Source organism: Paenibacillus sp. 2KB_22 (assembly GCF_052115745.1).
Classification (GTDB): Bacteria; Bacillota; Bacilli; order Paenibacillales; family Paenibacillaceae; genus Paenibacillus.
On the sequence record NZ_JBFRHG010000004.1, the window covers coordinates 256,518 to 280,002 of the forward strand.

General features: G+C 45.1%; 25 protein-coding genes and 1 riboswitch. Of the genes, 5 read left to right on the forward strand and 20 right to left on the reverse strand.

What is annotated here, in order from left to right; translation table 11 throughout:
• Positions 1-460: 460 nt before the first annotated feature.
• From rarD to AB4111_RS23535, 8 genes are all read right to left on the reverse strand, one after another.
• A complete protein-coding gene (gene rarD, locus AB4111_RS23500; RefSeq protein WP_339305781.1) occupies positions 461-1,339 on the reverse strand; it encodes an EamA family transporter RarD in 879 nt (292 codons plus the stop codon).
• 149 nt (positions 1,340-1,488) lie between these two features.
• A complete protein-coding gene (locus tag AB4111_RS23505) occupies positions 1,489-2,067 on the reverse strand; it encodes a hypothetical protein (protein WP_442033442.1) in 579 nt (192 codons plus the stop codon).
• Positions 2,068-2,238: 171 nt separating this feature from the next.
• A complete protein-coding gene (locus AB4111_RS23510) occupies positions 2,239-2,457 on the reverse strand; it encodes a GyrI-like domain-containing protein (RefSeq protein ID WP_442033499.1) in 219 nt (72 codons plus the stop codon).
• The gene (locus AB4111_RS23515) at positions 2,454-3,122 is read right to left on the reverse strand and encodes a helix-turn-helix domain-containing protein (RefSeq protein WP_442033443.1); all 669 of its coding nucleotides are present in this window, start codon (positions 3,120-3,122) and stop codon (positions 2,454-2,456) included. Before AB4111_RS23515 ends, AB4111_RS23510 begins: the two co-directional genes overlap by 4 nt.
• 171 nt (positions 3,123-3,293) lie before the next feature.
• Complete coding sequence (locus AB4111_RS23520; RefSeq protein ID WP_442033444.1) at positions 3,294-3,833, reverse strand: 2'-5' RNA ligase family protein; 540 nt, start codon at positions 3,831-3,833, stop codon at positions 3,294-3,296.
• A gap of 137 nt (positions 3,834-3,970) precedes the next feature.
• Positions 3,971-4,366: a hypothetical protein gene (locus tag AB4111_RS23525; protein WP_442033445.1), complete on the reverse strand. Its 396-nt coding sequence runs from the start codon at positions 4,364-4,366 to the stop codon at positions 3,971-3,973.
• 211 nt (positions 4,367-4,577) lie between these two features.
• Positions 4,578-5,219 carry an NAD(P)-dependent oxidoreductase gene (locus AB4111_RS23530; RefSeq protein WP_442033500.1) on the reverse strand — a complete coding sequence of 214 codons (642 nt, stop codon included), beginning with the start codon at positions 5,217-5,219 and terminating at the stop codon, positions 4,578-4,580.
• 225 nt (positions 5,220-5,444) lie between these two features.
• Positions 5,445-5,801 (reverse strand): HesB/IscA family protein, encoded by a 357-nt coding sequence (locus AB4111_RS23535; RefSeq protein ID WP_253440679.1) that lies wholly within the window; start codon positions 5,799-5,801, stop codon positions 5,445-5,447.
• Between the two features lie 632 nt (positions 5,802-6,433).
• Here AB4111_RS23535 and mqnE point away from each other — a divergent pair.
• Positions 6,434-7,540 (forward strand): aminofutalosine synthase MqnE, encoded by a 1,107-nt coding sequence (mqnE, locus tag AB4111_RS23540; protein ID WP_091020813.1) that lies wholly within the window; start codon positions 6,434-6,436, stop codon positions 7,538-7,540.
• A gap of 236 nt (positions 7,541-7,776) precedes the next feature.
• Positions 7,777-8,838: an NAD(P)/FAD-dependent oxidoreductase gene (locus tag AB4111_RS23545; RefSeq protein ID WP_442033446.1), complete on the forward strand. Its 1,062-nt coding sequence runs from the start codon at positions 7,777-7,779 to the stop codon at positions 8,836-8,838.
• Here the strand turns inward: AB4111_RS23545 and AB4111_RS23550 are convergent.
• Positions 8,835-9,089, reverse strand: coding sequence for a YuzB family protein (locus tag AB4111_RS23550; protein ID WP_036605750.1), 255 nt, complete (start codon positions 9,087-9,089; stop codon positions 8,835-8,837). The genes AB4111_RS23545 and AB4111_RS23550 overlap by 4 nt on opposite strands.
• Before the next feature lie 80 nt (positions 9,090-9,169).
• Here AB4111_RS23550 and AB4111_RS23555 point away from each other — a divergent pair, with 80 nt between their 5' ends.
• Positions 9,170-9,415 carry a NifU family protein gene (locus tag AB4111_RS23555; protein WP_062837977.1) on the forward strand — a complete coding sequence of 82 codons (246 nt, stop codon included), beginning with the start codon at positions 9,170-9,172 and terminating at the stop codon, positions 9,413-9,415.
• Between the two features lie 143 nt (positions 9,416-9,558).
• On the opposite strand, the gene AB4111_RS23560 is transcribed toward AB4111_RS23555, so the two are convergent.
• Positions 9,559-10,338 carry an SDR family oxidoreductase gene (locus AB4111_RS23560; protein ID WP_442033447.1) on the reverse strand — a complete coding sequence of 260 codons (780 nt, stop codon included), beginning with the start codon at positions 10,336-10,338 and terminating at the stop codon, positions 9,559-9,561.
• A gap of 167 nt (positions 10,339-10,505) precedes the next feature.
• On the opposite strand from AB4111_RS23560, the gene AB4111_RS23565 reads away from it, so the two are divergent.
• Positions 10,506-11,510, forward strand: coding sequence for a DUF2167 domain-containing protein (locus AB4111_RS23565; protein ID WP_442033448.1), 1,005 nt, complete (start codon positions 10,506-10,508; stop codon positions 11,508-11,510).
• Between the two features lie 288 nt (positions 11,511-11,798).
• On the opposite strand, the gene AB4111_RS23570 is transcribed toward AB4111_RS23565, so the two are convergent.
• The 6 genes from AB4111_RS23570 to AB4111_RS23595 all read right to left on the reverse strand — a co-directional run bounded on the left by AB4111_RS23570 (position 11,799) and on the right by AB4111_RS23595 (position 17,541).
• Complete coding sequence (locus tag AB4111_RS23570; RefSeq protein ID WP_442033449.1) at positions 11,799-12,638, reverse strand: MetQ/NlpA family ABC transporter substrate-binding protein; 840 nt, start codon at positions 12,636-12,638, stop codon at positions 11,799-11,801.
• A gap of 75 nt (positions 12,639-12,713) precedes the next feature.
• Positions 12,714-13,373: a methionine ABC transporter permease gene (locus AB4111_RS23575; RefSeq protein WP_442033450.1), complete on the reverse strand. Its 660-nt coding sequence runs from the start codon at positions 13,371-13,373 to the stop codon at positions 12,714-12,716.
• Positions 13,374-14,408, reverse strand: a complete 1,035-nt coding sequence (locus AB4111_RS23580; protein WP_442033451.1) for a methionine ABC transporter ATP-binding protein — start codon at positions 14,406-14,408, stop codon at positions 13,374-13,376.
• Between the two features lie 125 nt (positions 14,409-14,533).
• Positions 14,534-14,675: riboswitch (SAM riboswitch) on the reverse strand.
• Between the two features lie 138 nt (positions 14,676-14,813).
• The gene (locus tag AB4111_RS23585) at positions 14,814-15,530 is read right to left on the reverse strand and encodes a Cthe_2314 family HEPN domain-containing protein (RefSeq protein WP_442033452.1); all 717 of its coding nucleotides are present in this window, start codon (positions 15,528-15,530) and stop codon (positions 14,814-14,816) included.
• Positions 15,531-15,723: 193 nt separating this feature from the next.
• Positions 15,724-16,662: a COX15/CtaA family protein gene (locus tag AB4111_RS23590; protein ID WP_339237535.1), complete on the reverse strand. Its 939-nt coding sequence runs from the start codon at positions 16,660-16,662 to the stop codon at positions 15,724-15,726.
• A 534-nt stretch (positions 16,663-17,196) separates the two neighbouring features.
• A complete protein-coding gene (locus AB4111_RS23595; RefSeq protein ID WP_442033453.1) occupies positions 17,197-17,541 on the reverse strand; it encodes a thioredoxin family protein in 345 nt (114 codons plus the stop codon).
• 142 nt (positions 17,542-17,683) lie between these two features.
• Here AB4111_RS23595 and AB4111_RS23600 point away from each other — a divergent pair, with 142 nt between their 5' ends.
• A complete protein-coding gene (locus AB4111_RS23600) occupies positions 17,684-18,970 on the forward strand; it encodes a DUF2515 family protein (protein WP_442033454.1) in 1,287 nt (428 codons plus the stop codon).
• A 200-nt stretch (positions 18,971-19,170) separates the two neighbouring features.
• Here AB4111_RS23600 and AB4111_RS23605 read toward each other — a convergent pair whose 3' ends face one another.
• From AB4111_RS23605 to AB4111_RS23620, 4 genes are all read right to left on the reverse strand, one after another.
• On the reverse strand, positions 19,171-20,799 hold the full coding sequence (locus tag AB4111_RS23605) for a putative polysaccharide biosynthesis protein (RefSeq protein WP_442033455.1): 1,629 nt from the start codon (positions 20,797-20,799) through the stop codon (positions 19,171-19,173).
• Positions 20,800-20,860: 61 nt separating this feature from the next.
• A complete protein-coding gene (locus AB4111_RS23610) occupies positions 20,861-21,301 on the reverse strand; it encodes a DUF456 domain-containing protein (RefSeq protein ID WP_047841365.1) in 441 nt (146 codons plus the stop codon).
• 54 nt (positions 21,302-21,355) lie between these two features.
• Entirely contained in the window at positions 21,356-22,105 is a 750-nt protein-coding gene (locus AB4111_RS23615) for a Cof-type HAD-IIB family hydrolase (protein ID WP_091020802.1), read from the reverse strand.
• A gap of 543 nt (positions 22,106-22,648) precedes the next feature.
• Entirely contained in the window at positions 22,649-23,332 is a 684-nt protein-coding gene (locus AB4111_RS23620; protein ID WP_442033456.1) for a TetR/AcrR family transcriptional regulator, read from the reverse strand.
• Positions 23,333-23,485 lie beyond the last annotated feature (153 nt).

Below are 23,485 nucleotides of genomic sequence, written 5' to 3' on the forward strand. Positions count from 1 at the left end.
AACTAAATGAGATTTTTTCAAGAACAATTCGCTGTTTCTTCTGAATAAAGCACGAGTAGACAAACACTGTCACCACAACGGGCAAATATAAATGAACATCAGGACCATCCGTGCTCGGGAGCAATTTATTAATATATCCACCTATCGTTTCGTTGAGCATCATAAACCCATATATAATACCGATTATCGCTGAAATAGAAAACTGAAATAATGTCCGAACTACATTATTCTTTGTAAAGAACAAGCCACCTTTACTGCACAGGTCGTTGACCATAATATATCTGTTGCCTCCTCGTTTTTCGATTACTCTTTTTAGTTGCTGCTCCTGTATTTTACCATAATGTTGATCCAGCTACTTTTTAGTTTTTGTTGAGCTAACGTCTCCGCTCAAACAAAAAATGGCCCTGTCCACCGGATCGGCAGACAGGGCCATTATGGTGATACCAGATTAGCTCTATCTTCAGCTTACCTTAGCAAGTCGCGTGGCACGCATCGATGCGGTTGCATATACGATAAGCGCAATCCAGATCAGCGCGAAACCAACGAGCAGAACTGGCGAGACCGTTTCCTTGAACACGAACACGCTTAGGATCAGCATGATTGTCGGCCCAATATACTGTACAAAACCGAGTGTGGACAACGACATCCTAGCTGCCGCCCGTGCAAAGAACAACAGCGGCAGCGCCGTCACCACGCCAGCTAGAAGTAATTCGATGAACATGGGTGCAGGCAGCGTCCATGCCGTTGCTTTTCCCACTATGGCCAAGTAGATCCAGTAGCCGAGTGCGATGGGCAGAACTACAGCGGTCTCCGAAAATAAGCCCACAGAAGCGTCTTGCTTGATCTTCTTCTTCGCCAGACCGTACAAGCCGAACGACACAGCCAACGAGATCGCGACCCATGGGAAACGCCCGTAGTCGATGGCAATGATAAGCACCGCGACACCAGCGATGGCAATCGCGAGCCATTGCCCACGGTTTGGCTTTTCATGAAGGAAGACAACCGCCAGCAGCACATTCAGTAACGGGTTCAAATAATAGCCCAGACTTGTCTCAACCACATGACCGTTGTTAACTGCCCAGATGAAGATCAGCCAGTTAATAGCAATTAGCAGCCCACTCGCGGTAAGGGACAGCAGGGTCGAACGACTGGTCAAGATGCGCTTCATGTCACCCCAACGACGTTGGACGGCAACGAAAATTCCCATAAAGACAAATGACCAGACGACCCTGTGCGATAAAATCTCACCTGCCGGTACATTTTCAAACAACTTCCAATACAGCGGGAGAACCCCCCACATGATATACGCAATGATTGCGTTGATTAATCCATTATTCATAACGATATCCCCTCTTATTGCTCTAATGTCTCAACGGATTATACGCCTCCATCCTCGTTTTAGTAAAGGGGTAATAGGTCCTGCAAGCTGCCACACTCTCGTTCAACAGACTATTCTTTGAGCAAAAGTTTCACTTTAATACAACGAGATTATACTTTCCCCTGTTTCTTTCTTACTATCATAAAGAGGATAAAGATCGCCGCTAATACGAATATACCTACGATATACAAATCGATGTCTTGCTCAAACATAAACCACATTTTGTGTTCTAAGTTTACTTGTTGTTTGGGTAGATATCCTTCCCCGAATAGTTCAGTTGCTTGATTAATATTGTTCATTTCGATGGTTGAACTGCACGGACTACTGCTTAACTCGCCATTTGCTTCACTAAAGTAGATTAAGTATTTGTTGCCTTCCTTGAAATCAAACCCCCAAGTATAGTTCGTTGCGATCATTAGTTGAGAGTCAACTTCAGTATTCCAACTCCTCTCAGCTTCCACTAAAATATATCTGAGTTTCTCTTTTGTGCCCGTAAACCCCTTTTGCTTTAAGTCCACCTTTATTTGCTTTACTTCTCCATAAACAGCTCCGGTATTCCTTTCTAACTCTTCTTGGGGACTTCCCGATTCGGCACATGACAAAGCGTTCGCATCTTGCGCATTTGAGATAAAAAACACGACAGAGAAACAAAATATTAACGCGAGTATACGAAGCTTCAGTTTTCCCACCTTCTTCTCATCATGTTAATTCGTACATCTTTATTGACCTGTTTAACTGGAAAAATGTTGCATTTCCCCTGGCCGTTAGGTGAATGAAAAAATGGAGCAACTGATCGGACACCGTTGGTTGCTCCATTTAACTCTATTACGTTATCATTCAAGAGACTAAAAGAAATAAAACTAGGATATTTTTCTTACAGCAAACCACAACTCAACAAAATTCAGGCCATCTTTACCACCAGTAATTTCAAATTCCATTCCGTCTACCTGTTCATATCCTGTCGTAGGAAGCCATTCAGAAAAGAATCTTCGATATAAAGTTTCAATGGTTTCATCGAATGTATCCCATGTAAAGGGATCAGATGAAAAGATCGCCCACGTGTGTGCTGGTATCGTTATATTGTGTAACCATCGGCTTTACTTGTTTCACCTTTAAATGCACACAACATGTATGGGAAAGTATCCTCCCCAGTTTTTTTGTAGTTACACACGGCATGCACTTTATGATAATTCGAATTCAAAGAGTTCGGTAGATTACCAGCAGTTGCAGCAAGTCTTTCAACCTCACCGTTTTCGTGGCTTTGTTTCCATAGTTCTGCCGGTGTTTCTGCCCCGTTTAATTCAAACACTTTCTCGATTCCAAATATTTCGAAAGATTCTTTTGTTTCGATACGATAATTCATCGGCTCTTCCCCTTTAATTGAAATAAGGAAGGAAAGCCGAGGATAGGCTTTGAGGGCAATGCCTTCTTCACGAGCCATCGCTGGATTAACACCATGCAACGATTGAAAAGCTCTTGCGAATGATACCGGTGATTCATACCCATACTTTAAGGCAATGTCGACAACTCTCCTGTCACTATTCTGCAATTCAATTGCAGCCAGAGTCAGCCGTCTTCTTCGTATATATTCCGCAAGTGAGACATTGGTAATGAACGAGAACATTCTCTGAAACTGATGTGAAGAACAATACGCACACTGAGCAATTTCCTTCAATTCGATCTCACCAACTAAATTCATTTCAATATAATCCAATGCCCGATTCATCCTCATAAGCCAATCCATGTCATCCCTCCTCTCAATAAAAGTATAGTTTCGTCAGGTTTTCGTATCGCAACTATCTGTGCGCAATTAAGTTTCCTATCCGTCGAAGGATGTATGTTGTAAATATCCTTTCATCCGTTAGCTTGGACTTTCAGGTACCATGCCGCTAATGTTCCTGTTAATTGAATCACTTTACTTTTCAGTTCCCAATTGGATGTCTTCAAATGGTACGTATTTATTTAGATCAACTTCTTTATATACGCGTACATATTTGACATCAAAGGTTGGAAAAGGAGCCAATTCTTTAATTGTTAGGAGCTTCATTTCTTCAATCTGCGTCTCGCTCAACCCCCAATAGATTTGCCCCAAGGTTAAATGAGGATGATATTTATCCATTTCAAAGTAACGGTCTATAAGTTCTTGTGATGGAGAAATCACTTTTACCAACTTTCGATGTAACTCAATGACCTTGCTCGTTTCTACACTAAGAAATGTGACAGCATTTCCGAACGATCCTGGTTCTGATAATGATAATTGAAAACTTGGCATTAAAGAGCATGTCTGTCTCACGCTTTCTAACCAATGAAGATCAACGGTAAGACCACCCTGAGCTTTTACAGTGATATGAGGTTCGACCACATCATTAAGACGATTACTTGACCAACGATTACGAAATGTCACAATTTTTTCTTTATAATCATCTGGAGGGGTAATTCCAATGAAGTATTTCATATTACCGTCACATCCTTTAGGTAACTAAATAAATCTTAAGATCAAAAAGCAGCCGACCCTTTTGATCAACTGCCGAATGTTTGTTCATTTCATTACGTTTCATGGTAGCGTCACATATGATCCTATTTTGGTTACTCTCACTTTCCTCCAACATGAAACACACCAATTACAGTTTCACCATCCTTGTCATACAGTGGAATATCCCACCCGTCTGGTGATCTGCTGTTCTGTATCGCAATAGCTTCTTCAGGTGTTTTTGGTTGCTCGCCATCCATATCTTTTTTCAGCAGATATCCTTCTGTACCATCCACACCAGTAGCCAAGATTAAATCAGGTTCCGTTTCTGGAGAAGTCGCATATGCGGCAGAACCATATGTCTGTCCATTCTTATTTTTCGGATAAAGAGGAGTGATGTGAGTTTGATTCAACGCATTTTTAACGTTTGCATATTGTGATAACCCCGAACCACTCGATACACTCATCATAAAAACCGCAAAGATCAATAGTATCACTCCATTAGAATACATCTTCACAACTGTTCACTCCCTTATACTTTTAGGCTCGCAGAAATTCTAATTAATAGAAAGACTTTTATATAGTCTTTTCTCATTTCCAACTTTAGAATAATATAACATAGATTCAAAGGAGTAGTTGGAAACTTCCTCTTACATAACATAAAAAAACGGACACCGATCTGTGAAGATCAGCGTCCGTTTATATGTTCCATATTATCATTTAAAAGTGTTATTTCACTTCGCCAACAACGGTAAAGCGCTCGTTTTGGTGTTGCGGATTCTCGATCTCATCCACCAAAGCAATTGCATAGTCTGCATAGCTGATGTAGCTGTTTCCTTCGCTGTTGACCAGAATTACATCGTTACCAGCTTGATATTTACCTGTGCGTACACCTTCTGGATTAAAGAATCCAGCCGGGCTCAGGAATGTCCATTGAATACCAGAGGATGCTTGCAGATCCTGCAAGTTCTGACCTTGATTCGTTGCAGTTGCTTTGTAAGCATCAGGGAATCCAGGGGATTCAAAGAGGCGCAATGTTTTGGACTCGTCTGTGAACAGGCTTCCTGCCCCACCCACGACGATCAGACGAGTGTTTGGGGCATCCTTCAGAATGTTGATCAACGCTTGTCCTACTTCCACATGCAGGTTTTCTTTACCCGCTGGAGCACCAAAAGCATTTACAACCACATCAAACGCTTTAAGATCTTCAGCTGTAAGATCGAATACATCTTTCTCCAGCGTATTCAGGCTTTTATCTTCCAGTTTGGATGCATTACGAACGATTGCCGTTACTTTATGTCCTCTGTCTGCTGCTTCTTTCAAAATTACACTTCCTGCTTTGCCTGTTGCACCAATGATTGCAATGTTCATCATGATCTCTCCTTTAAATTATCGATATGGTTTATGTTTGAACTTTATATTGTAACTATAATTGTTACAACTATATTTGTCAACCATGCAACTTTCAGTACACGCAAAAAAGCCCCTGATATCATGCCCGTGCAAAACGGATACAATTCAGAGGCTATCTATTAAAGGGATTGCAAACTGCTTATTTCAAAACAAGATTGGGAAACCGCTGTACAACTCAGTTTCTTAACAATCCTTATCCGGCACACCCGCATCTTCCTTCGTCCGGAAAGAAGATCCACAACCACAAGTAGCTACCGCGTTCGGATTATGAATGGTGAAGCCACCCGACATACCGGACTCTTCAAAATCAATTTCAAGTCCATTCAGATATTTCAGGTTTTCCTTCTCGACTACAACTTTCATGTTCTGAATATCCATATACAGGTCCTCATCGGACTCTTTATCATCAAAGCCCATGGCGTACGAAAATCCGGTGCAACCGCCCGGTGCTACGCCAAGACGCAGGAACATACCAGGTGTCTCTTGCTGTGCAAGCATCTCTTTCAATCTGTCAGCAGCCGTTTCGCTGATGTTAATCATGCCAGGTCACTCTCCTTTTTCATATAAAATCATGTTCAAAAAGGGCGCTTTTCAGTACCAAGAAGATGGGATGAAGATAGAAATGGAGTAGCGGAGCGTAGGCAAAACTACGTGAGCAACGAACATTTCGGCTGAATCCCATATTCGACGCTGAGATGCCGCTAGGCATCCCTCGTAATCAAAAGCGTACTTTTTGAACAACCTTTCATTAACTCTTCTTTAAATTATACTCCACCCCGTCAAGGGTCTCAAGTCATGTTTGCCTCTTTCCGCGTTCCCCCTGTACTCCTTTTTCTTCCCAGTGTATTGAACCCCCGGGACACGAGGTTTATAATGAATAGGTGGTCGCACTGAAATGTCGTTATTTTGTCATGACTTATTCAGACGATGGTCATAATTGGAGTTGTAATTTTTTTCACATTTCGAGACTGCAACGCAGTCCCCAATGCATATATGAGTCAACAGACTCCATTTTTTGAAAAAATTTAGCTTTCATATGCAGCACACGCTGCACCGGGTAAATAAGAGTTAGTCCAACTAAGAAGGCGGCAGTTGACCGCATCTTTGCTATGTAGTTCTGTATGCAGATCCTACACACAACTCAAATCCGGTTAAGAACAGGAGGAAACAATATGTCTACATTGGTAACACCGTTCACAGACAAAAGAATGGCTGAGATCGTTGAGAAAGTGCAGAACGGCGTAAGGCTGAGCGTAGAAGATGGCGTATATCTGTATGAAACAGATGATCTGCTGACTTTGGGCCAGCTGGCCAATGAGGCCAACCTGCGGAAGAATGGTAAGAAAGTGTATTTCATCGAGAACATGAGTCTTTACTTTACGAACGTATGTGAAGCCCACTGCGCTTTTTGTAATTTCCGCAAAGACCAGGGTGAAGAAGGCTCTTATACATTATCCGGTCAGGAAATGATCGATTATGTGGAACAGCATATTCATCCGGGCGTACGTGAGTTCCATATCGTAGGTGGACATAACAATCATGTTCCTTTTCAATATTATGTCGATTCCCTGCGCGCTTTAAACGAGAAATATCCGGATGTTACACTGAAAGCTTACACGGCAGCCGAAATTGATTTCTTCACTCGGATTAGCGGACTCAGCATCAGAGAAGTTCTGCAAGAGCTGCAAAAAGCAGGTCTGAAAACATTGACTGGTGGCGGCGCAGAGATTCTGTCCGATGAATATCGCAAAAAAATGCGTGTAGACAAAGCCAACGTGGACCGTTATCTTGAGGTGCACCGCACAGCTCATGAGCTCGGCATGCGCACACATACTACGATGTTGTATGGATCGATCGAATCCTATGAGGATCGCGTTAACCATATGGTACAGATTCGTGAACTGCAAGACGAGACCAACGGATTCATGGTCTTTATCCCGCTTTCCATGCAGCCAAAAAGTAAAAACGCAAGCATTATGCGTCGTAACTCGGCTTATGAGGATCTCAAAACAATTGCGATTAGCCGTCTGATGCTGGATAACATCGATCATATCAAAGCATACTTCATTAACATCGGTCCACAGCTGACTCAAGTCGCTCTTGGTTTCGGTGCTTCGGATGCACACGGTACGATCGTTCGGGAACGGATTAGTCATGCGGCAGGTGCACTCACACCTGAAGGCCTTACACGTAAAGAGCTTATATGGCTCATTAAGGGTGCAGGACGTATTCCGGTAGAACGTGATACGTTCTACAATGAAATTCAAGTGTACGAATAGGATATAAATACAAAATACAATCAATATTGTACCCGCACCACTCCAGAACGTAGCTTTCATGAATAGGGAGACTTTTGAATTCGAGTGGTGCAAACTGCTGAATAATATCTTCAATTCTCAATGCCTACTTTTCAACTAATCAAATCCTAACAAAAGGAGCAGCTATGTTTTTGCATAGCTGCTCCACAGTTTACAGCCCCATTTCAGTGGGACTGATGCAGAAAGGAAGCCGAGTCATGAAAAATTTCGTCATACTTGGAGGCGGCTATGGCGGCCTCACCATCATCAAGGAACTTCTGGAAGGTAAGATTCCATCCGATACACAAATTATTTTGGTGGACCGCAGCCCTTTTCAGGGATTAAAGACCGAATATTACGCACTCGCAGCAGGAACCGTATCCGATTATGACCTGCGTATCCAATTTCCAGTGAGCGACAAAGTCACTTACCGTTATGGAGAAGTTACTTCGATTGACCTGGAACAGCGTCAGATTGAATTTGAAGGCCAAGACCCGCTTGAATACGACAAGCTTGTCATTGGACTTGGTTGTACAGACCGTTTCCACAACACGCCAGGCGCAGAAGAATACAGCTGTACCATTCAGAGCTTTAGCAAAACACGCGAGACTTACCTGCGACTTAATGAAGTCAAAGCCTATGGCAATGTGCATATTGTAGGCGGGGGATTAAGTGGTGTCGAGATGGCAGCCGAACTTCGTGAGAGCAGACCGGATCTCAACATCAGCATTCTGGATCGTGGTGAACGTGTATTATCCGCTTTCCCGCAACGTCTGTCCGTGTATGTGCATGAATGGTTCAACGAACATCAGGTAGAGACACGCGGACATATCGCCATTTCACGCGTTGAACCTAATGCCATCTATAACCGGGATGAACAGATCCTAACGGATGCTGTTGTCTGGACGGCAGGCATTCAGCCTGTAAAAGTGGTACAGGATCTGGACGTGAACAAAGATCCCCAAGGTCGTGTCGTCCTGAATGAATACTACCAAATCCCGGAATATACTGATGTATATGTGGTTGGTGACTGTGCCAGTGTGCCTTATGCGCCTAGTGGTCAAGCTGCGGAAGTACAGGGTGAGCAGATCGCCCATATTCAGCATGCCCTCTGGAAAGGCGAAAAGCCCAATCCACATCCACTCAAGCTTCGTGGCACACTGGGTGCACTCGGCAAGAAGTCCGGGTTTGGGCTAATGGGCAAAACGTCCATGATGGGACGTGTACCTCGTATTTTGAAAAGTGGTGTGCTCTGGATGTCCAAGCGCCATCTCGGTTAGTCGAGATCGAGCTCGTCCCAGACATCGGCTTCGGCAATTTTGGCCAGAATGGCGTTATATAGATCTTCCACTTTGTCCGTGATGACCACTTCACCATTCACTAGTGCAAATGGAGTCATAGAACATTGGCCGCAGTTGGTGAGGCAGCCGTATTCAATCACGTCATAGTCTGGATTTTCTTCCAGTTGATCCATGACTTCATCTGTGCCAAAATGCATATTGTTGGCACAAAATTCAATAATCGGTCTCATGTAGGTTCACCTGCTTTGTTTGACCATTTTAATTTATGGCCATTTGTAATATAATATAATAAGGAAAGGAGTTGAAAAATATGAGCGAAAACGCACAAGACACCATGTATGATGAGGTATCTGATGTTCTTGACAAGCTTCGTCCGTTCCTGCAACGCGATGGCGGTGACGTGGAACTGGTTGACGTGGAAGACGGCATCATTAAGCTGAAACTGGTCGGTGCCTGCGGCAGTTGCCCAAGCTCCACCATTACCTTAAAAGCCGGGATTGAACGCGCCCTTCTTGAAGAAGTTGAGGGTGTACAAGAAGTCGTACAAGTATTCTAATCAATCCTTCACGAAATAAACCTCAAGAGCCTTTCGCTTCGCATGAAGCGGAGGGCTCTTTTTTGTGCGCATATTCAGCCTGTCCATTTCATCTGTCCCCTAGACCAGCATCAACGTCTTCAATATCCAGTCCTATAACTCACCTAAGTATCCTCACGCTGTATGGTCGGACGAATCGGATCAAGCCCTCCAGATACATCCATAATGTTACCTGTTATAAAATCGGAATGATCAAGGCATAGATACGTAATCACTCGTGCGATATCTTCACCGCTGCCAGGACGCCCTCTTGGCGTTTCCTCGTCCGTGATGCCTGCCATTTCATCAATCGTTTTCTCTTTGTTGGCACCGCGAATATCTCCCGGGCATACCATGTTGACCGTAATTCCATAAGGAGCTTCCTCAACGGCGAGTGTCTTTGTAAAAGAGACCAGACCTACCTTGGCCGCCGCGTATACGGCGCGATGAGGCCATGATCTCGCTTCTCCAGCATGACTGAAGCCAAAATGGATAATGCGTCCCCATTGCTTGCGTCTCATCTCTGGCAATACACGCTGATCCAGCAACATCGGTCCTAGCAGATTTCCCTGCACAAGCATCTGGACCTCAGCTTCAGAATAATCCGCAAATAATCGTCGTTCACGGACAAATGGACCCGCGTTATTCACCAAAATATCAATGCTGCCCAGGTTGTCTTCCACCTGTTCAACCAATGAAGAGATATCTTCTACCTTGGATATATCCGCCTGGATAGCAATACACCGCACACCCTTGGCTGTAATCTGAGCCCTTAAAGCCTCAGCTTCTGTTCTGCTGTGTACATAGTTGAGGGCAATATGACATCCCTGATCTGCCAGACTGAGGGCCGTCATTTTACCAAGACCTTTGGCACTTCCCGTTATGAGGGCAATCTTTCCCTTCACGTTCATCCCCCTCTTCAAAGAGCAGTCACTATCCAGTATAAAAGATTTATCGTCCTCCTACAACTCGCATATCCACAAGGGATTATCCACCTTTAATTCCAAATATATCTTGATTGCAATCGAATACCTATGGTACTGTCGAGGATATAACCCGAAAGGACCTCTACATGAATATGAAGAACAAACGATGGATATCATTTCTTACACTTTTAATGGTGAGTTTATTAACAGTCTCCAGTGCCTTGCAGGTATCAGCAGAAAGTGAGACGTATCAATCACCCGATGAGTATGATTGGATTATTGGCCCCGCATCTGTAACGCTCGATGGCAAAGCCACACTGAAAGTCCCTGAAAGTCATTCCTTTCTGGATAAGGCCAATACCCAGCGCTCAATACTTAACAGCGGTGGAAAGCCTAACGGGAATGAAATCGGAAGCCTAACCAGCAATAGTGAATACGGCTCGTGGTATGTTGTATTTGAATACGTGAAGACAGGTCATATTCATGATGATGACCAAAATTTGAATGGCGAAGAACTGTTAAGCAGTTATATCCGAGGCACAGAAGAAGAGAACAGAGAGCTCGATCCCGAATACAGAACGTACATAACAGGTTGGGAAATTGAACCGGCATACGATAAGACCAAACATCAGCTGGTCTACTCCCTAGGTTTCAAGAATGCTGATCAGCAAGCCATGGTGAATTACAATGTAAAACTCCTGACACGCGAAGGGTACATCACAGCCATTCTGGTTATTGATACGGCCAACTTTCAACAGAGCCGCCAGGCATTCGAGGAAACCGTTCTTAATCAACTTCACATCAATGCAGGACATACCTACGAAGAATATAATGCATCAACTGACAAAACTTCCACCATAGGGCTCAACAGCCTTCTGATGGGCGGAATCGGGTATACAGCTTCCCAAAAATTCAGCGCTCTTCTTTTGCTCAAAAAAGGATGGGCCATAATCTTGGTTGTCGTTCTTGGGCTAATCGGTTGGATCAGATACAAAATCAAAAGTTCACACGGAGATGAAGAAAAACTCTCTCCCTCCGAGAGGACGTACTTGCAGGAAGCGGATGAACAGCAGCATGCTGATCAGAATGAATTATCCTACTACCGCCAATCTGGACATCACTCCAATGCTGATACATCAGAAAAACTTTGACCTATGTTGTGACTTTTGTTGATCCACGCCTCGCACAGACTTAGGAAGGGGCTGACTCAAAAGTTCCACCTCGCTCCAAGCGCTAATGAACCTACCGCACCTTAAAAGGCAGATCATCAACGGTTGCAAGATTTAACAAACCAGAGATCTGGGCAAATGGGAGCGAATACCATATGTCAGGTTCATTAAAACAAAATAACGCAAAAAGAGGATGTCCTTCCGTCATATTCATGACTTATGGGACATCCTCTTCTTACAAGCTCACACCATATCATTCATATCGTTAAATTATTCAGTTGCAGGTTCAACTGCACCTTTATAACGCTCTTTGATGAATGTTTTCACTTCTTCGGAGTGCAGGGCAGCAGCCAACTTCTTAATTGCATCTGAATCCTTGTTGTCCTCACGGGAAACGAGGATGTTCGCGTATGGGTTACCTTGCAGATCTTCGATCAGCAAAGCATCATTCGCCGGATTCAGGTTCGCTTCAAGCGCATAGTTAGCGTTGATGAATACCAGATCCGCTTCATCCAATTGACGAGGCATCATGGCCGCATCCAGCTCGATGATATCCAGGTTCTTCGGATTGGCTGTGATATCTTGAATCGTAGAAGTGATATTCGTGTTATCTTTCAGCGTAATGATGCCTTCTTTGGCGAGCAACAACAGAGCACGTCCCCCATTGGATGGGTCATTTGGAATTGCTACTTTTGCGCCGTCAGCCAATTCATCCAAAGACTTAATCTTTTTGGAGTATCCGCCAAAAGGTTCAACATGAACAGGAGTTACAGCAACGAGGTTGAATCCACGTTCTTTATTCTCTGTGTCCAAGTACGGCTGATGCTGGAAGAAGTTTGCATCCAATTTTTTATCAGCAAGTTGCTGGTTGGGTTGTACATAGTCATTGAACGTAACGACTTGCAAACGAATACCTTGTGCTTCCAGCTCAGGCTTGATGCTTTCCAGAATCTCTGCGTGTGGTGTAGGTGAAGCTCCCACTTTCAATTCAACCGTGCGTGGTGCACCTGCTGAATTGTCTGCGCCGCTATCGGCGTCCTTGTTGTTACCGCAAGCTACGAGAACCGCAATCAGCATAAGACTAAGTAGAGCGAAAGACCATTTTTTCATGTGTAAAACCCCTTCTCTCATCATTTTTTTAATGTTGCGTTCGAATAAATGCATAGCCATCATGTTATCTATGTGTTATTTCCTGGTGAAAAATGTAACCAAGCGATCTCCAGCCATCTGGAGAATTTGCACGAGAATAATCATCGACACTACGGATATGATCATGATTTCATTTTGATAACGGAAGTATCCGTAGTTAATAGCCAGTGTTCCCAGTCCTCCACCACCAACCATGCCCGCCATGGCCGTATAGGAGACAAGCGTAACAATAGTGATCGTAATTCCGGCAAGCAGACCAGGTAACGCCTCAGGCAGCAACACCCGTCTTACAATCTGTCCGGTGGATGCCCCCATCGACTGCGCCGCTTCAATTACCCCCCGGTCAACTTCTCGCAACGTCGTCTCCACCAATCGAGCAAAGTAAGGAGCTGCTGAAATAACCAAAGGAGGTATTACGCCGAGAACCCCCGTAGCTGTACCGACAAGTATACGAGTGAATGGAATAAGAGCAACAATCAATATGATAAATGGTACCGAGCGTAAAATATTAACAACCAGAGATAGTATAGTGTAGACTGTCCGTGACTTAATTGAAGCAGATCGGGCTGTCATGAACAGCAGAACTCCGAGTGGTAAACCCAAGATAACGGTGAACAGGCCTGATACACCCAAAATTTGCAGTGTCTCTATGGAAGCTTTACCAACCTCTTCCCAACGTACGGTTGAAAAATCCATCTAACGTAGCACCTCCACATCAAGTCCCTCAGCGGTTAATTCGGATATCGTCCGATCAATCGCATAGGAATCACCTTCGAACCGAACGGTCAGTTGTCCATAAGGAACCTGTTTAATCGTAGAGATCGTTCCTTGCAGGATGGCAAAATCCACACCCGTCTTGCGAACCGTTCTGGATAAAATCGCTTCATACGTTTTGTTCCCCAGAAAGGATATCTTCACAAGTTTGGAAGCAACCCCTGTCTGCAGTTCAACGCCTGCATTCGCCAGAGCGGTCTCTTCCAGAGCCAGTCCAGCTTCATGGTCACGCATCATGAAGTCCCGCGTAATCGCATGTTGCGGCTTCAGGAACACTTCTGTTACAGGTCCCTGTTCCACAATGCCGCCTTGATGAATGACAGCTACCTTGTCACAGATGTTCTGAATGACATGCATCTCATGTGTAATCAGCACAATCGTAAGGTTGTACTTTTCGTTAATGTCGAGCAATAACTTCAGAATTGAATTTGTCGTCTGCGGATCAAGTGCTGAAGTAGCCTCATCACAGAGAAGTACATTCGGATCACTCGCAAGTGCTCTCGCAATCCCCACACGTTGTTTCTGTCCACCTGATAATTGAGCTGGATATTTGTTGCTATGGTTCTCCAGACCAACGAGATTGAGCATTTCCTTCACTTTGCGATCGATGGCATCCTTGGGTGTATTCACAAGCTTTAGTGGAAAAGCCACATTATCATATACCGTTGCCGAAGATAACAGATTAAAGTGTTGAAAAATCATTCCGATCTTGCGTCTCTGTTGCTGCAATTCGGTTTTGCTCAGTTCAGTCAGATTGATCCCGTCAACCCATACTTCACCCTCCGTAGGCCGCTCCAGCAAATTAATACAGCGAATCAGTGTACTTTTACCCGCTCCGGAATGGCCAATCACGCCGTAGATTTCACCCTTTTGGATGTTCAAATTCAGCTCGGATAACGCTGTTGTAGACTTTTTGCCTTTGCCGTACGTTTTCGTTAAACCTTTTAATTCAATCAATCGCACTTGCCCCTTTCCAACCACCTACATGTATCTTTACCCGATCTAAAGGAAAACTCCCCTTAAAGTACAAAAAAGAGCCCTTTGCAGAAACAAAGAGGGCTCTTCACGTGAAAGAATATACCTTCTCATCTGCCAAAATCGTGCCTTGCACCATTTTGTAGGAATTAGCACCTAACATCTATAACGAATGATACATGTATCATGTCATTACAAATCGGTTGCCGGGCTTCATCGGGCCTGTCCCTCCGCCGCTCTCGATAAGAAATATGTTGTTGTAGGATTTTATAAGTTCATGTAGTTCATGCTTTATAATGTGAATGTAACTTTTGAGAAATATCAGTTCATTCTTCGTCATTGTAACACTCTAATTGAAACTCAGTATATTCCAAGTATTCCGATTTGTCAAAGGGAATTATTTCTTTGCCATATTTTATTGATATAACGATAAGAGGCTGTTAACGTTTCACAGACCATATCCACGCCCTGACGCATTTCCTGCACATGCTGATTCAGATCCTCCAACTTTACTTTACCTTGCAAGGTCTGGTGTAACTGCCACAAGTCATCGTGCATTTCTGAGTTCATGTAGTGAATTTCCATATTACGTCGTTTGCGCAGCTTACTCATCGGCTCCCTATATGAGTCCTTGATCTGAATTAATTGCAACGCAAGATCATGATGCTCCCTCGCATAATCGAACTGCCTTAATACCGTAAAATAAGAAAAATGCGCTTTTGTATTTGAAGTATTCAGCTGGAATATTTCATTTAATACGGTGCCGACTTTATCCAGAATGGCAAAGCAGCGAATGAAGCCATCTTTGTAGAAATACACATATCGGGCATACTCGGCTTTTTCAGTCGGCGTCATGTCGTCCGTTGAGCCTGCAACGACTTTTTTGCGAAAATGAGAAGCAGCGAAGCAGCTTTGCTCCAGTTCATCCAATGAGGAGATGAGTCCCTGGGTCCACACATACAGTTTCCGATAGTCATGCGTAGGATCGTGGTCCACATGCATTTGTCGCTGAAATAGCTCAAGTGTAGGCGCCATTGAGTCCATCGCTTCCTTCAATTTACCTTCGTTTATACGCGGTTTTTCCCCCAGCAACGTTCGCAGCATATATAACCTCCTCTTTCCAATTCAACAAGAATTCATCACCGTAACACTTCATCCATTCCGTGTAATTGCTGCTTGCCATAGGTTGCCCTGATCCCCCTGACATCAAACAAAGTCCACCTGTCCAATGATGTACATCACTGGATGGTGGACTTTCATATTAGGCCGAGTACTTTCAAGAGAACTGTATCTGTATCTAGAACCGATTAACCGGTCGATGCAGCTTGTACACCAGGAAACTCATATACGTTAAAACTCCGAACAATATGGCGATATCCAGCATATGAGCAAGAGCTACGAACATGTATACTTCCGGACGGTTCATTGTCACCATCATGAAAATACCAATAACTACTTGCATCAGGATGAGAACAACGGATACCACGCCAAGGGTACGCATTTCCTTGTTGTCCGGATGATTACGGTAAGCGAAGTGACCCAGAATTGCAATAACAATGACGAGCGATGCTGCTGCTGCACGATGAGCAAAAGCAACCGCTACCCCACCCGAAAGCTCAGGAATAATCTGCCCGTTACAGAGCGGAAATCCGGAACATCCGCCAGCAGAATTCGTGTGGCTCACAAATGCACCCGTGTATACCACGAGATATGTGTAAATGGTGGAGAACCAGACCAGATTCCTGAATTTTTTGCTCACCCGAGGGTATTTATTCAGACGCTCCAATCCGCCATCTTTTGCCTCCTGCCTTATGCCCAGCGCCATCATTAGGGAACTGGCAAAAGCAATCAGTGCAAAGCCGAAATGCAGTGCCATGACTGCTGAAGATTGGGAGAAGACGACGGCAAAAGCCCCCATGATTCCCTGGACGATAACAAATACCAGGGTTAAGAAAGAAAACAATTGCAGGTCACGGCGTGACTTGCCGAACAGCAGAAAAGCAACAAACGAGGCAATGGACAACAATCCAGCCAGTGCGCTTACAGCGCGATGGGAATATTCAATAAGTGAAGCCACAGTATGTGCCGGAACGAGTTTTCCGTTACATAGAGGCCATTCCGTTCCGCAGCCAAGGCCCGATTCCGTTTTGGTTACGATGCCTCCACCAAAAGTGGCCAGAAACATGACAAGACAGGTTAATACGGTTAACCATTTAAACAAAGTTAAGTGTTTCAAATTTTTCTCACCCGCTGTTGGTTTAAGATGGCGAAGAATATCCTTCGCTTGTTTCGGTACTTTGACACTTATTTCACAACTAAATTCATTATACCGGATAAAATGTTCATTGACGTCGCGCTTTGTGACAAAATGTTAACGTCTGGTGAAAAAATGACCCGTAGGTCATTGGGGTATTGGGGGATAGCCAGTTGAATGGTGTCTTAAACAGAGTTCAGAACACACAAACGCCATTTCCCTATTTCAAGAGAAATGGCGTTCTTTTTATTATACCCTTTTACAACATGAACCTGTCATACTTTTATATAGGTTCAATGAAACATTTACACAATAACGGAGAGGACAGAAATAGCCTGAAGAAGCGAAGCTAAAAGCTTTCTGAAAGAAAGCTGCATCGGAAGCATATGCTTCGCCTTTATCCCCGGATTTCCCCTTTATAATAGGATCAAAGAAATCTGGGGATAACAGTGATCAGAAGGTTATTCTGTCATCGGAGTGTCTGTGTAAATATTCATTCGTTGAACTTATATAACATCATTTATGGATCGTGTTGTACACTTCAACTGCGCGATCCAGGAACTGCTCAATCTCTTCTCTCGACTTGCGCAGCTTGTTCACGTACCGTACGAGTTCGCGCCCATCTGTATACGCCACAAAACTCGGAATGCCAAGAATATTCTGCTCTTCACTAACCGTTCCAACCTGATCCACATCGACCTCAATTAAAGTCAGTTCACGTACATATTTCTCTTCAACCTCAGGCATAAACGGATCGATGTATTTGCAGTCACCACACCAGTCTGCCTTGAATACGGCAATCGTCAAACGTGGGGATTGGATGGCTACATCAAAAGCCGGTTTGGAAGTAATCTGTTCCATTCAGTTCATCTCCCTTTCTGTACCTTGTCTTACCCTAAGTGAAGCAAATTGGCGAGTGGAAGTCAAATAATCAGCGCATACTTAGAATAAACCACATGGTCTGTGAATTTAAACCCAGAACATCATGAAAGGATGTCACGTCATGACTTCCACCAGAACCGATTCTTCCAGCGAACAGCATCACGGGTCCCTCTTGCAGATTGTCCGTTCCATTCCGGGTGCTGCCCGGGAAATCTGGCGTGGCAAACAGGCTGCATGGCAAGCCTCAGCACAGCTTCGTCACCCATTGCGTGACATCGAGTGGGATACCGATACGGCAGCTGCCCTACAGTCTGAGGTGGAGCGTCTGTTACCTGCCAGCAGCAAGCCTTTTGCACGTACGGACCAGGTCCAAAGCGCACTCGTCTGCGAAGAAGATTGCATCATCCTGGAAGAGATTAAGACACTGACCCAGGAGCATAATCGGAGTAATATCACCCGCACGGCAGCTTATCTGGAATGTTATGAGCAATACCCTGAACTGCATTGGGCACTGCTGGCCCATATGGTCTCTCGCAACGGCGGATATCACATGACAGATCTTCAGAGTGACTTAATGCATAATCTGCAGAATCAGAGCGATCGCGATCATATGTATCGGCTGCTGGAGCGATGCAATGCACTCATTTTCCAGGATGCATATCCCCAGCTACAGCTGTATATGAACAGTCGCCGGATTGGACGAAGCTGTTTCCATCTCTTGTCGCACTTTCACGTATCGGCGTTTATGACGCCGTTTTGGGAACGCTTTTGGCTGGAACGGTGCAGCTCACTGCTTAGTGTGGCATTAATTATTAATGAGCAGAATTATATCGAGAGCCGGGTCGTGCAGCATCCTTATTTTCAAAAAGAAGTACTCTCCAAACCCGCATTCCATCTGCATAATCTGGCAGGTCTGAATCATATCGTCTTTCCTCTTGGGCGGGGAGCAGGACTCGCAGGACGCGTCATTGAACATTTTGGCAAGTTGGATGAGCGGATCATGTTTGGCAAAGGCCTATATGCTCTGTTGTTTGGGGTGGAGCAAGTCTATACACAAGTGATGGCATTCGCACGTTCGGTTCCCCATCGTGGCTCGCGTGCCGAATATTGGCCTGGCCTGTTTACCAATCGTGAAGACGAGGCAGGTGATCAGACATTATACGCTCAAGCGCTACTTGATGAAGAATGGCTTCCAGAAGGGCAACGATTATATAGTCCGGAACTGCTCTCCGTATGGGGCGACACGCCTTATGAACCGATTACCAGACAAGACTGGCTTCAGACTCGGGATTGTCTCGGTTATCTGACGGCACCGCGCAGGCCATGGCTGTTTGAGATGAGTCACGAACACCGGTATGGCATGCTGAAAACATCACTGGCTCATGATGCAAAAACCATCACACACTAATGCTGAAGATCATATGGAGCAGGCAAAACCGAATGATGTGAATATCTGATGTACCGCTAATTCTCGCCTGCTGGGCTAGTATTCAACGCAGTCACTCAGCTCGCCTTAACGATACAAAAAGCCCTGTCCGCTTAACAGCAGACAGAGCTTGTATCCTATTTTCACAACATATTGGAGTTTGAATGATGCTGCTTGTATTCTTAACCTCTTTGCCCAGTTCCACGTTGAAGACGCATAAGTGGACGGAGAATTTTTTGCAGAATACGGGGGTAACTGCCCAGCTCGTCCTTGCGCAATACTCGCAGCACAACCATGAGAACCAGATACACCACCACAACAAGCACACCAACCACAAGGCAGGTAAGCAAGAAGGATACACGGGCTGGCAGGAATAGTCCAAAGATCGTATTCCCCATCCAGTTCGTTGCAAATCCTACACCTGCTGCAAGCAACACTGTAATAATAAAGCCTTTCCAACGATCTCCCATGATGGAGAAATCAACGATTTTGCGAAGGACCCGCAGATTCAGGTACGTGATAACCAGGAAACACAGCGCCGTTGCAATAATGATGCCGTATATGCCAAACATCGGCGCAAGGATCAGACTTGCAACCAGCTTGACCACAACACCTGCTGCCACACTAATCATCGTAATCCGCGGTTTCCCTACCCCAAGCAAAATGGAGTTGGTGGTCATCATCGTAATCTGGAAAATGGTACCGAATGTCAGCAAGGCAATGATCGGCGTTCCATCCAGATTGGTAAACAACAATCCGTTGACCGAATATGCTGCCGCACAAAGTGCAATGACAATCGGCATACCTGTCAGAATCGAAATACGCAACGCAAGTGTAACCTGACTCTTCAGATGCGCTTCATCCTTGCGGGCAAATGCTGCCGAGATGACAGGCACCAAGGATTGACTCAAAGCGATAGCGAGAATCGGAGGAATACCCGCAATACTTTGGGCCTTCGCCCCAAGGATCGCAAGAACGCCTGTTGCTTCTTCGAGCCCGATCTGACCACTAAGCAGTGGTACCACAAGGGATGAATCGATGAAGTTGATGGCAGGAACCGCAAGTGAGGACAGCACGATTGGAATAGACAGCTTGAAGATATCACTGTAGATGCCGCGCATTGGCAGTTGCTCTGCACGTTCATAATTCAATTGGGCTGCCCGGTCGCTACGACGCAACTTCAAGGTAAAGTACAGCATGACACCGAAGGCACCCACACTTCCTAATACCCCACCAAATGAGGCACCCGCAGCAATCGTTTGATCATCGTAATTCCATTGCAGCATGACATAAGCCACGATAATGGCTGTACCTACACGGGCGAACTGTTCCACAATCTGTGAAATGCCACCCGCTGTCATATTGCCGCGTCCCTGGAAATATCCACGCATCATCGCAATGGCCGGGAACAGCAGCAAGGCTGGAGCCAAGGCTCGAATGGCGCTGACCGATGCCGGTACTTTGGAGACATACGTGGCATAATAAGGTGCAGCGAACCACAATAAAGCAGACATGACTACCCCGGCGACAGCCGCAAAGATCAGGGCTGCACGGTAGATCTGTTGGGCTTCACTCGCGCGTCCGAGCGCATAGCGTTCCGACACCATTTTGCTAAGTGTACTCGGTATGCCCGCCGTTGCTACAGTTAACAGCATTAAATATACCGTATTGGAGATGGTGAACGATGCGTTACCGACATCTCCGAGGATATGCTCCAGCGGCACCCGCTGAACCAATCCGAGTACTCTCGCGATCAGCGCAGCGGCCGCCAGAATGAGCGTACCCCTAATGAATGTTTCTTTCTTAGACAAACGAATTCCCCTTCTTTCCTCCACACCGGACGTGCATCCCGTTGAAGCTAATCCTGAACGTTTAGGCGAATCTTACCACCCAGATAATAAAGAGAACAATCATGACGATTTGCAAAATAATTTTCATCACGGTACTCGTAAATAGCCCCACCACGGAACCAAATCCGACTTTTGACGCTTTTGAAGGTGAAGACCCACCGATCAGTTCCCCGATAAAAGCACCGATAAATGGTCCCAACACCAGTCCGAATGCCGGAATGACAAACGGGCCAATGATCACACCAATGGTACTGAGCGTGGTCGATAACTTGGAGCCACCAAACTTCTTCACACCCCATGCGCTGACGACATAATCAGCCACAAACAACACAACCACAATCAGAATCTGGATGATCCAGAACCACACACCGAACGGATCAAAACTGAAGAACCAGCCGTAGACCAGAAACGCGAAGAAAATGGCTACAGCACCAGGCAGTATGGGATATACCGTTCCAGCCATTCCCACTGCAAACAGCAGCACAATTAAAATCCAGGCAATGGTTGCGAGCAAAGGTTACTCCCCCTTCAAAATATGTTCACGAATCACTTCGACGATGCCGTCTTCATTGTTACTCGCTACGATCAGATCAGCCGCTTCCTTCACCTGCTCTTGCGCATTGCCCATCGCTACACCCAGACCCACGGCCTCAATGACAGCCAGATCATTCAAGCTGTCTCCGACCGCAACAACTTCGGACATCTCGATGCCCAGCAGCTTGCAGACTTCGGCTACACCACTTGCTTTGGATACGCCAGCAGGGTTGATCTCAATATTAACGGGTGAGGAATTCGTCATTTGCAGACCACCCATTTGTTGCAGTTCCATCATAATCTGGTGACGAACTTCATCCACTTCGGTATTGAAGCCGAATTTCAACCATTCCAGACCTTCAATATTGTCCGTCCAGCGATCACGGTTGAACAGCTCTTCCACGGAGTATGCCCAGTACCAGCTGTTATATTTCTCACCGATCTCCTGCATTCTGCGAATCAATACCGGGTCCATCAGATGACGCATATGCAGATCATGCGGGGCTTTCCATACCTCACTGCCGTTAACGGTAACCATCGGTGTCTCCAGCCCAAGCTGCACCGCATAAGGCATCGCGTGGAATACGGCTCTTCCCGTGGATAGGCACACATGCACGCCCCGACGAATGGCAATCTGAATCCACTTGGCGGTCTCCTGCGTAATTTCATGATTATCGTTAAGCAACGTTCCATCCATATCCAATGCAAGCAATTTGTATTTCAGTTCACTCATACAGTAGTTCCTCCTAGGTTGTCTCTCTCCAAGCTGAACTCATGGATATCCATTTAGGCACTACGCGGGCAGAATACCTTTCGATCGCTGTTATCCCCTGATTTTCTTGATTACATCTACAATGGAGAAAATCCGGTTATAAACGCGACCACTTCGTTTCTCTAAGTCCTTTCTGCCCTTTCCGTTCCACAATGGTTCTCCAGTTCAACTTAAAGGTTCTCTTTATCTAATTTTAAACATTCTTTCACAACAAGATCGCCCGGCATCCGTAAAAACGGACGCTCCGGACGTCACAGCTAACGACATTTTACCACAGATCATCTATATGCAACAAAGAACCCACTCACGATTGAACCTTCTTACTATATACAAGTGGTGTCTCTTCCAAGCTATGTACACCATCCCTCCCCTCTTATTCGGAGTTATCCATACTTTTTTGTATCGTATACATTCTTAAACAAAAAAGGTTCACCCCATTCAGGATGAACCGCTTTTAACCGCTTCTAGTTTAACCTTACTCCGCACAGCCAAGATGAAATGTAATTATGCTCTGTCTAGCTTATTTGCTGCAAACAAGGATTGGGACATCAAATCCATTGTTTGTTTGTATATGGTATGGGCTGCTTTTACATCACCGAGGAAGCCACCCATATACAGATGGATTACACCATGCAGCGATGCCCATATCGTGCTTACAAGAGTCCCGGTATCTTCCTGGTCCGAAATCTGCCCTTGCTGCTGAGCGGTGCTGATTAGAATCAGCAAACGGCGTATGGCAGTCATCGTTCCCTGCATACTCTCTGCATCCGGCTTAAACTCGGCAAAAGCTCCTCCAAACATCAGCTTGTAGTAACTGGTATAATCCTGCGCGAACTGCCAGAAGGCTTCGCCCAAATCGAGCAAATGCTGCATGAGGTCAGAGGACGGCGGCACTTCATCAAAACGCTTCGCCAGCAATTTACAACCCTCCAGATACAACTGCTGGGCAAGACCTTCTTTATTGATAAACAAACTGTAAATGATTTTGGTGGAGCAGCCCATCTTTTGCGATACTCTGCGCACAGTGACGGCCTCAGGCCCCTCTTCTTGCAAAATAGCTGCAGCCGCATCAACCACAAGCTTTCGGAGATTTTCCGTATTTTGTCGACGAGCTTCCTGATATGTTTTTAATGCCCGCCCCCTGGATGGTGAAGGCTTGTCTTCTTTACTGATAAGGATCACCTTCATTCGGTTATCATGTTACTGGACAGCAACAGAGTTGCCGACTTCTAACAGGCATTCTAACCATTCGTAGAAAGATTGTCAATGAAGCTATCACGTTGAAAAAAAGGTTTGACACCAGTATAACTTTTTGGTTACGATGATTCCCATAAGAAACAG

Coding starts and splice junctions, on each gene's coding strand:
- AB4111_RS23615 (WP_091020802.1), bottom strand. CDS start 22,105: ATGAGTGAACTGAAATACAAATTGCTTGCATTGGATATGGATGGAACG.
- AB4111_RS23585 (WP_442033452.1), bottom strand. CDS start 15,530: ATGCTGCGAACGTTGCTGGGGGAAAAACCGCGTATAAACGAAGGTAAA.
- AB4111_RS23520 (WP_442033444.1), bottom strand. CDS start 3,833: ATGAAATACTTCATTGGAATTACCCCTCCAGATGATTATAAAGAAAAA.
- AB4111_RS23575 (WP_442033450.1), bottom strand. CDS start 13,373: ATGGATTTTTCAACCGTACGTTGGGAAGAGGTTGGTAAAGCTTCCATA.
- AB4111_RS23550 (WP_036605750.1), bottom strand. CDS start 9,089: ATGAGACCGATTATTGAATTTTGTGCCAACAATATGCATTTTGGCACA.
- AB4111_RS23535 (WP_253440679.1), bottom strand. CDS start 5,801: ATGATTAACATCAGCGAAACGGCTGCTGACAGATTGAAAGAGATGCTT.
- AB4111_RS23600 (WP_442033454.1), top strand. CDS start 17,684: ATGACTTCCACCAGAACCGATTCTTCCAGCGAACAGCATCACGGGTCC.
- AB4111_RS23515 (WP_442033443.1), bottom strand. CDS start 3,122: ATGGATTGGCTTATGAGGATGAATCGGGCATTGGATTATATTGAAATG.
- rarD (WP_339305781.1), bottom strand. CDS start 1,339: ATGAATAATGGATTAATCAACGCAATCATTGCGTATATCATGTGGGGG.
- AB4111_RS23530 (WP_442033500.1), bottom strand. CDS start 5,219: ATGAACATTGCAATCATTGGTGCAACAGGCAAAGCAGGAAGTGTAATT.
- AB4111_RS23610 (WP_047841365.1), bottom strand. CDS start 21,301: ATGGCTGGAACGGTATATCCCATACTGCCTGGTGCTGTAGCCATTTTC.
- AB4111_RS23570 (WP_442033449.1), bottom strand. CDS start 12,638: ATGAAAAAATGGTCTTTCGCTCTACTTAGTCTTATGCTGATTGCGGTT.
- AB4111_RS23565 (WP_442033448.1), top strand. CDS start 10,506: ATGAATATGAAGAACAAACGATGGATATCATTTCTTACACTTTTAATG.
- AB4111_RS23620 (WP_442033456.1), bottom strand. CDS start 23,332: ATGAAGGTGATCCTTATCAGTAAAGAAGACAAGCCTTCACCATCCAGG.
- AB4111_RS23555 (WP_062837977.1), top strand. CDS start 9,170: ATGAGCGAAAACGCACAAGACACCATGTATGATGAGGTATCTGATGTT.
- AB4111_RS23595 (WP_442033453.1), bottom strand. CDS start 17,541: ATGGAACAGATTACTTCCAAACCGGCTTTTGATGTAGCCATCCAATCC.
- AB4111_RS23545 (WP_442033446.1), top strand. CDS start 7,777: ATGAAAAATTTCGTCATACTTGGAGGCGGCTATGGCGGCCTCACCATC.
- mqnE (WP_091020813.1), top strand. CDS start 6,434: ATGTCTACATTGGTAACACCGTTCACAGACAAAAGAATGGCTGAGATC.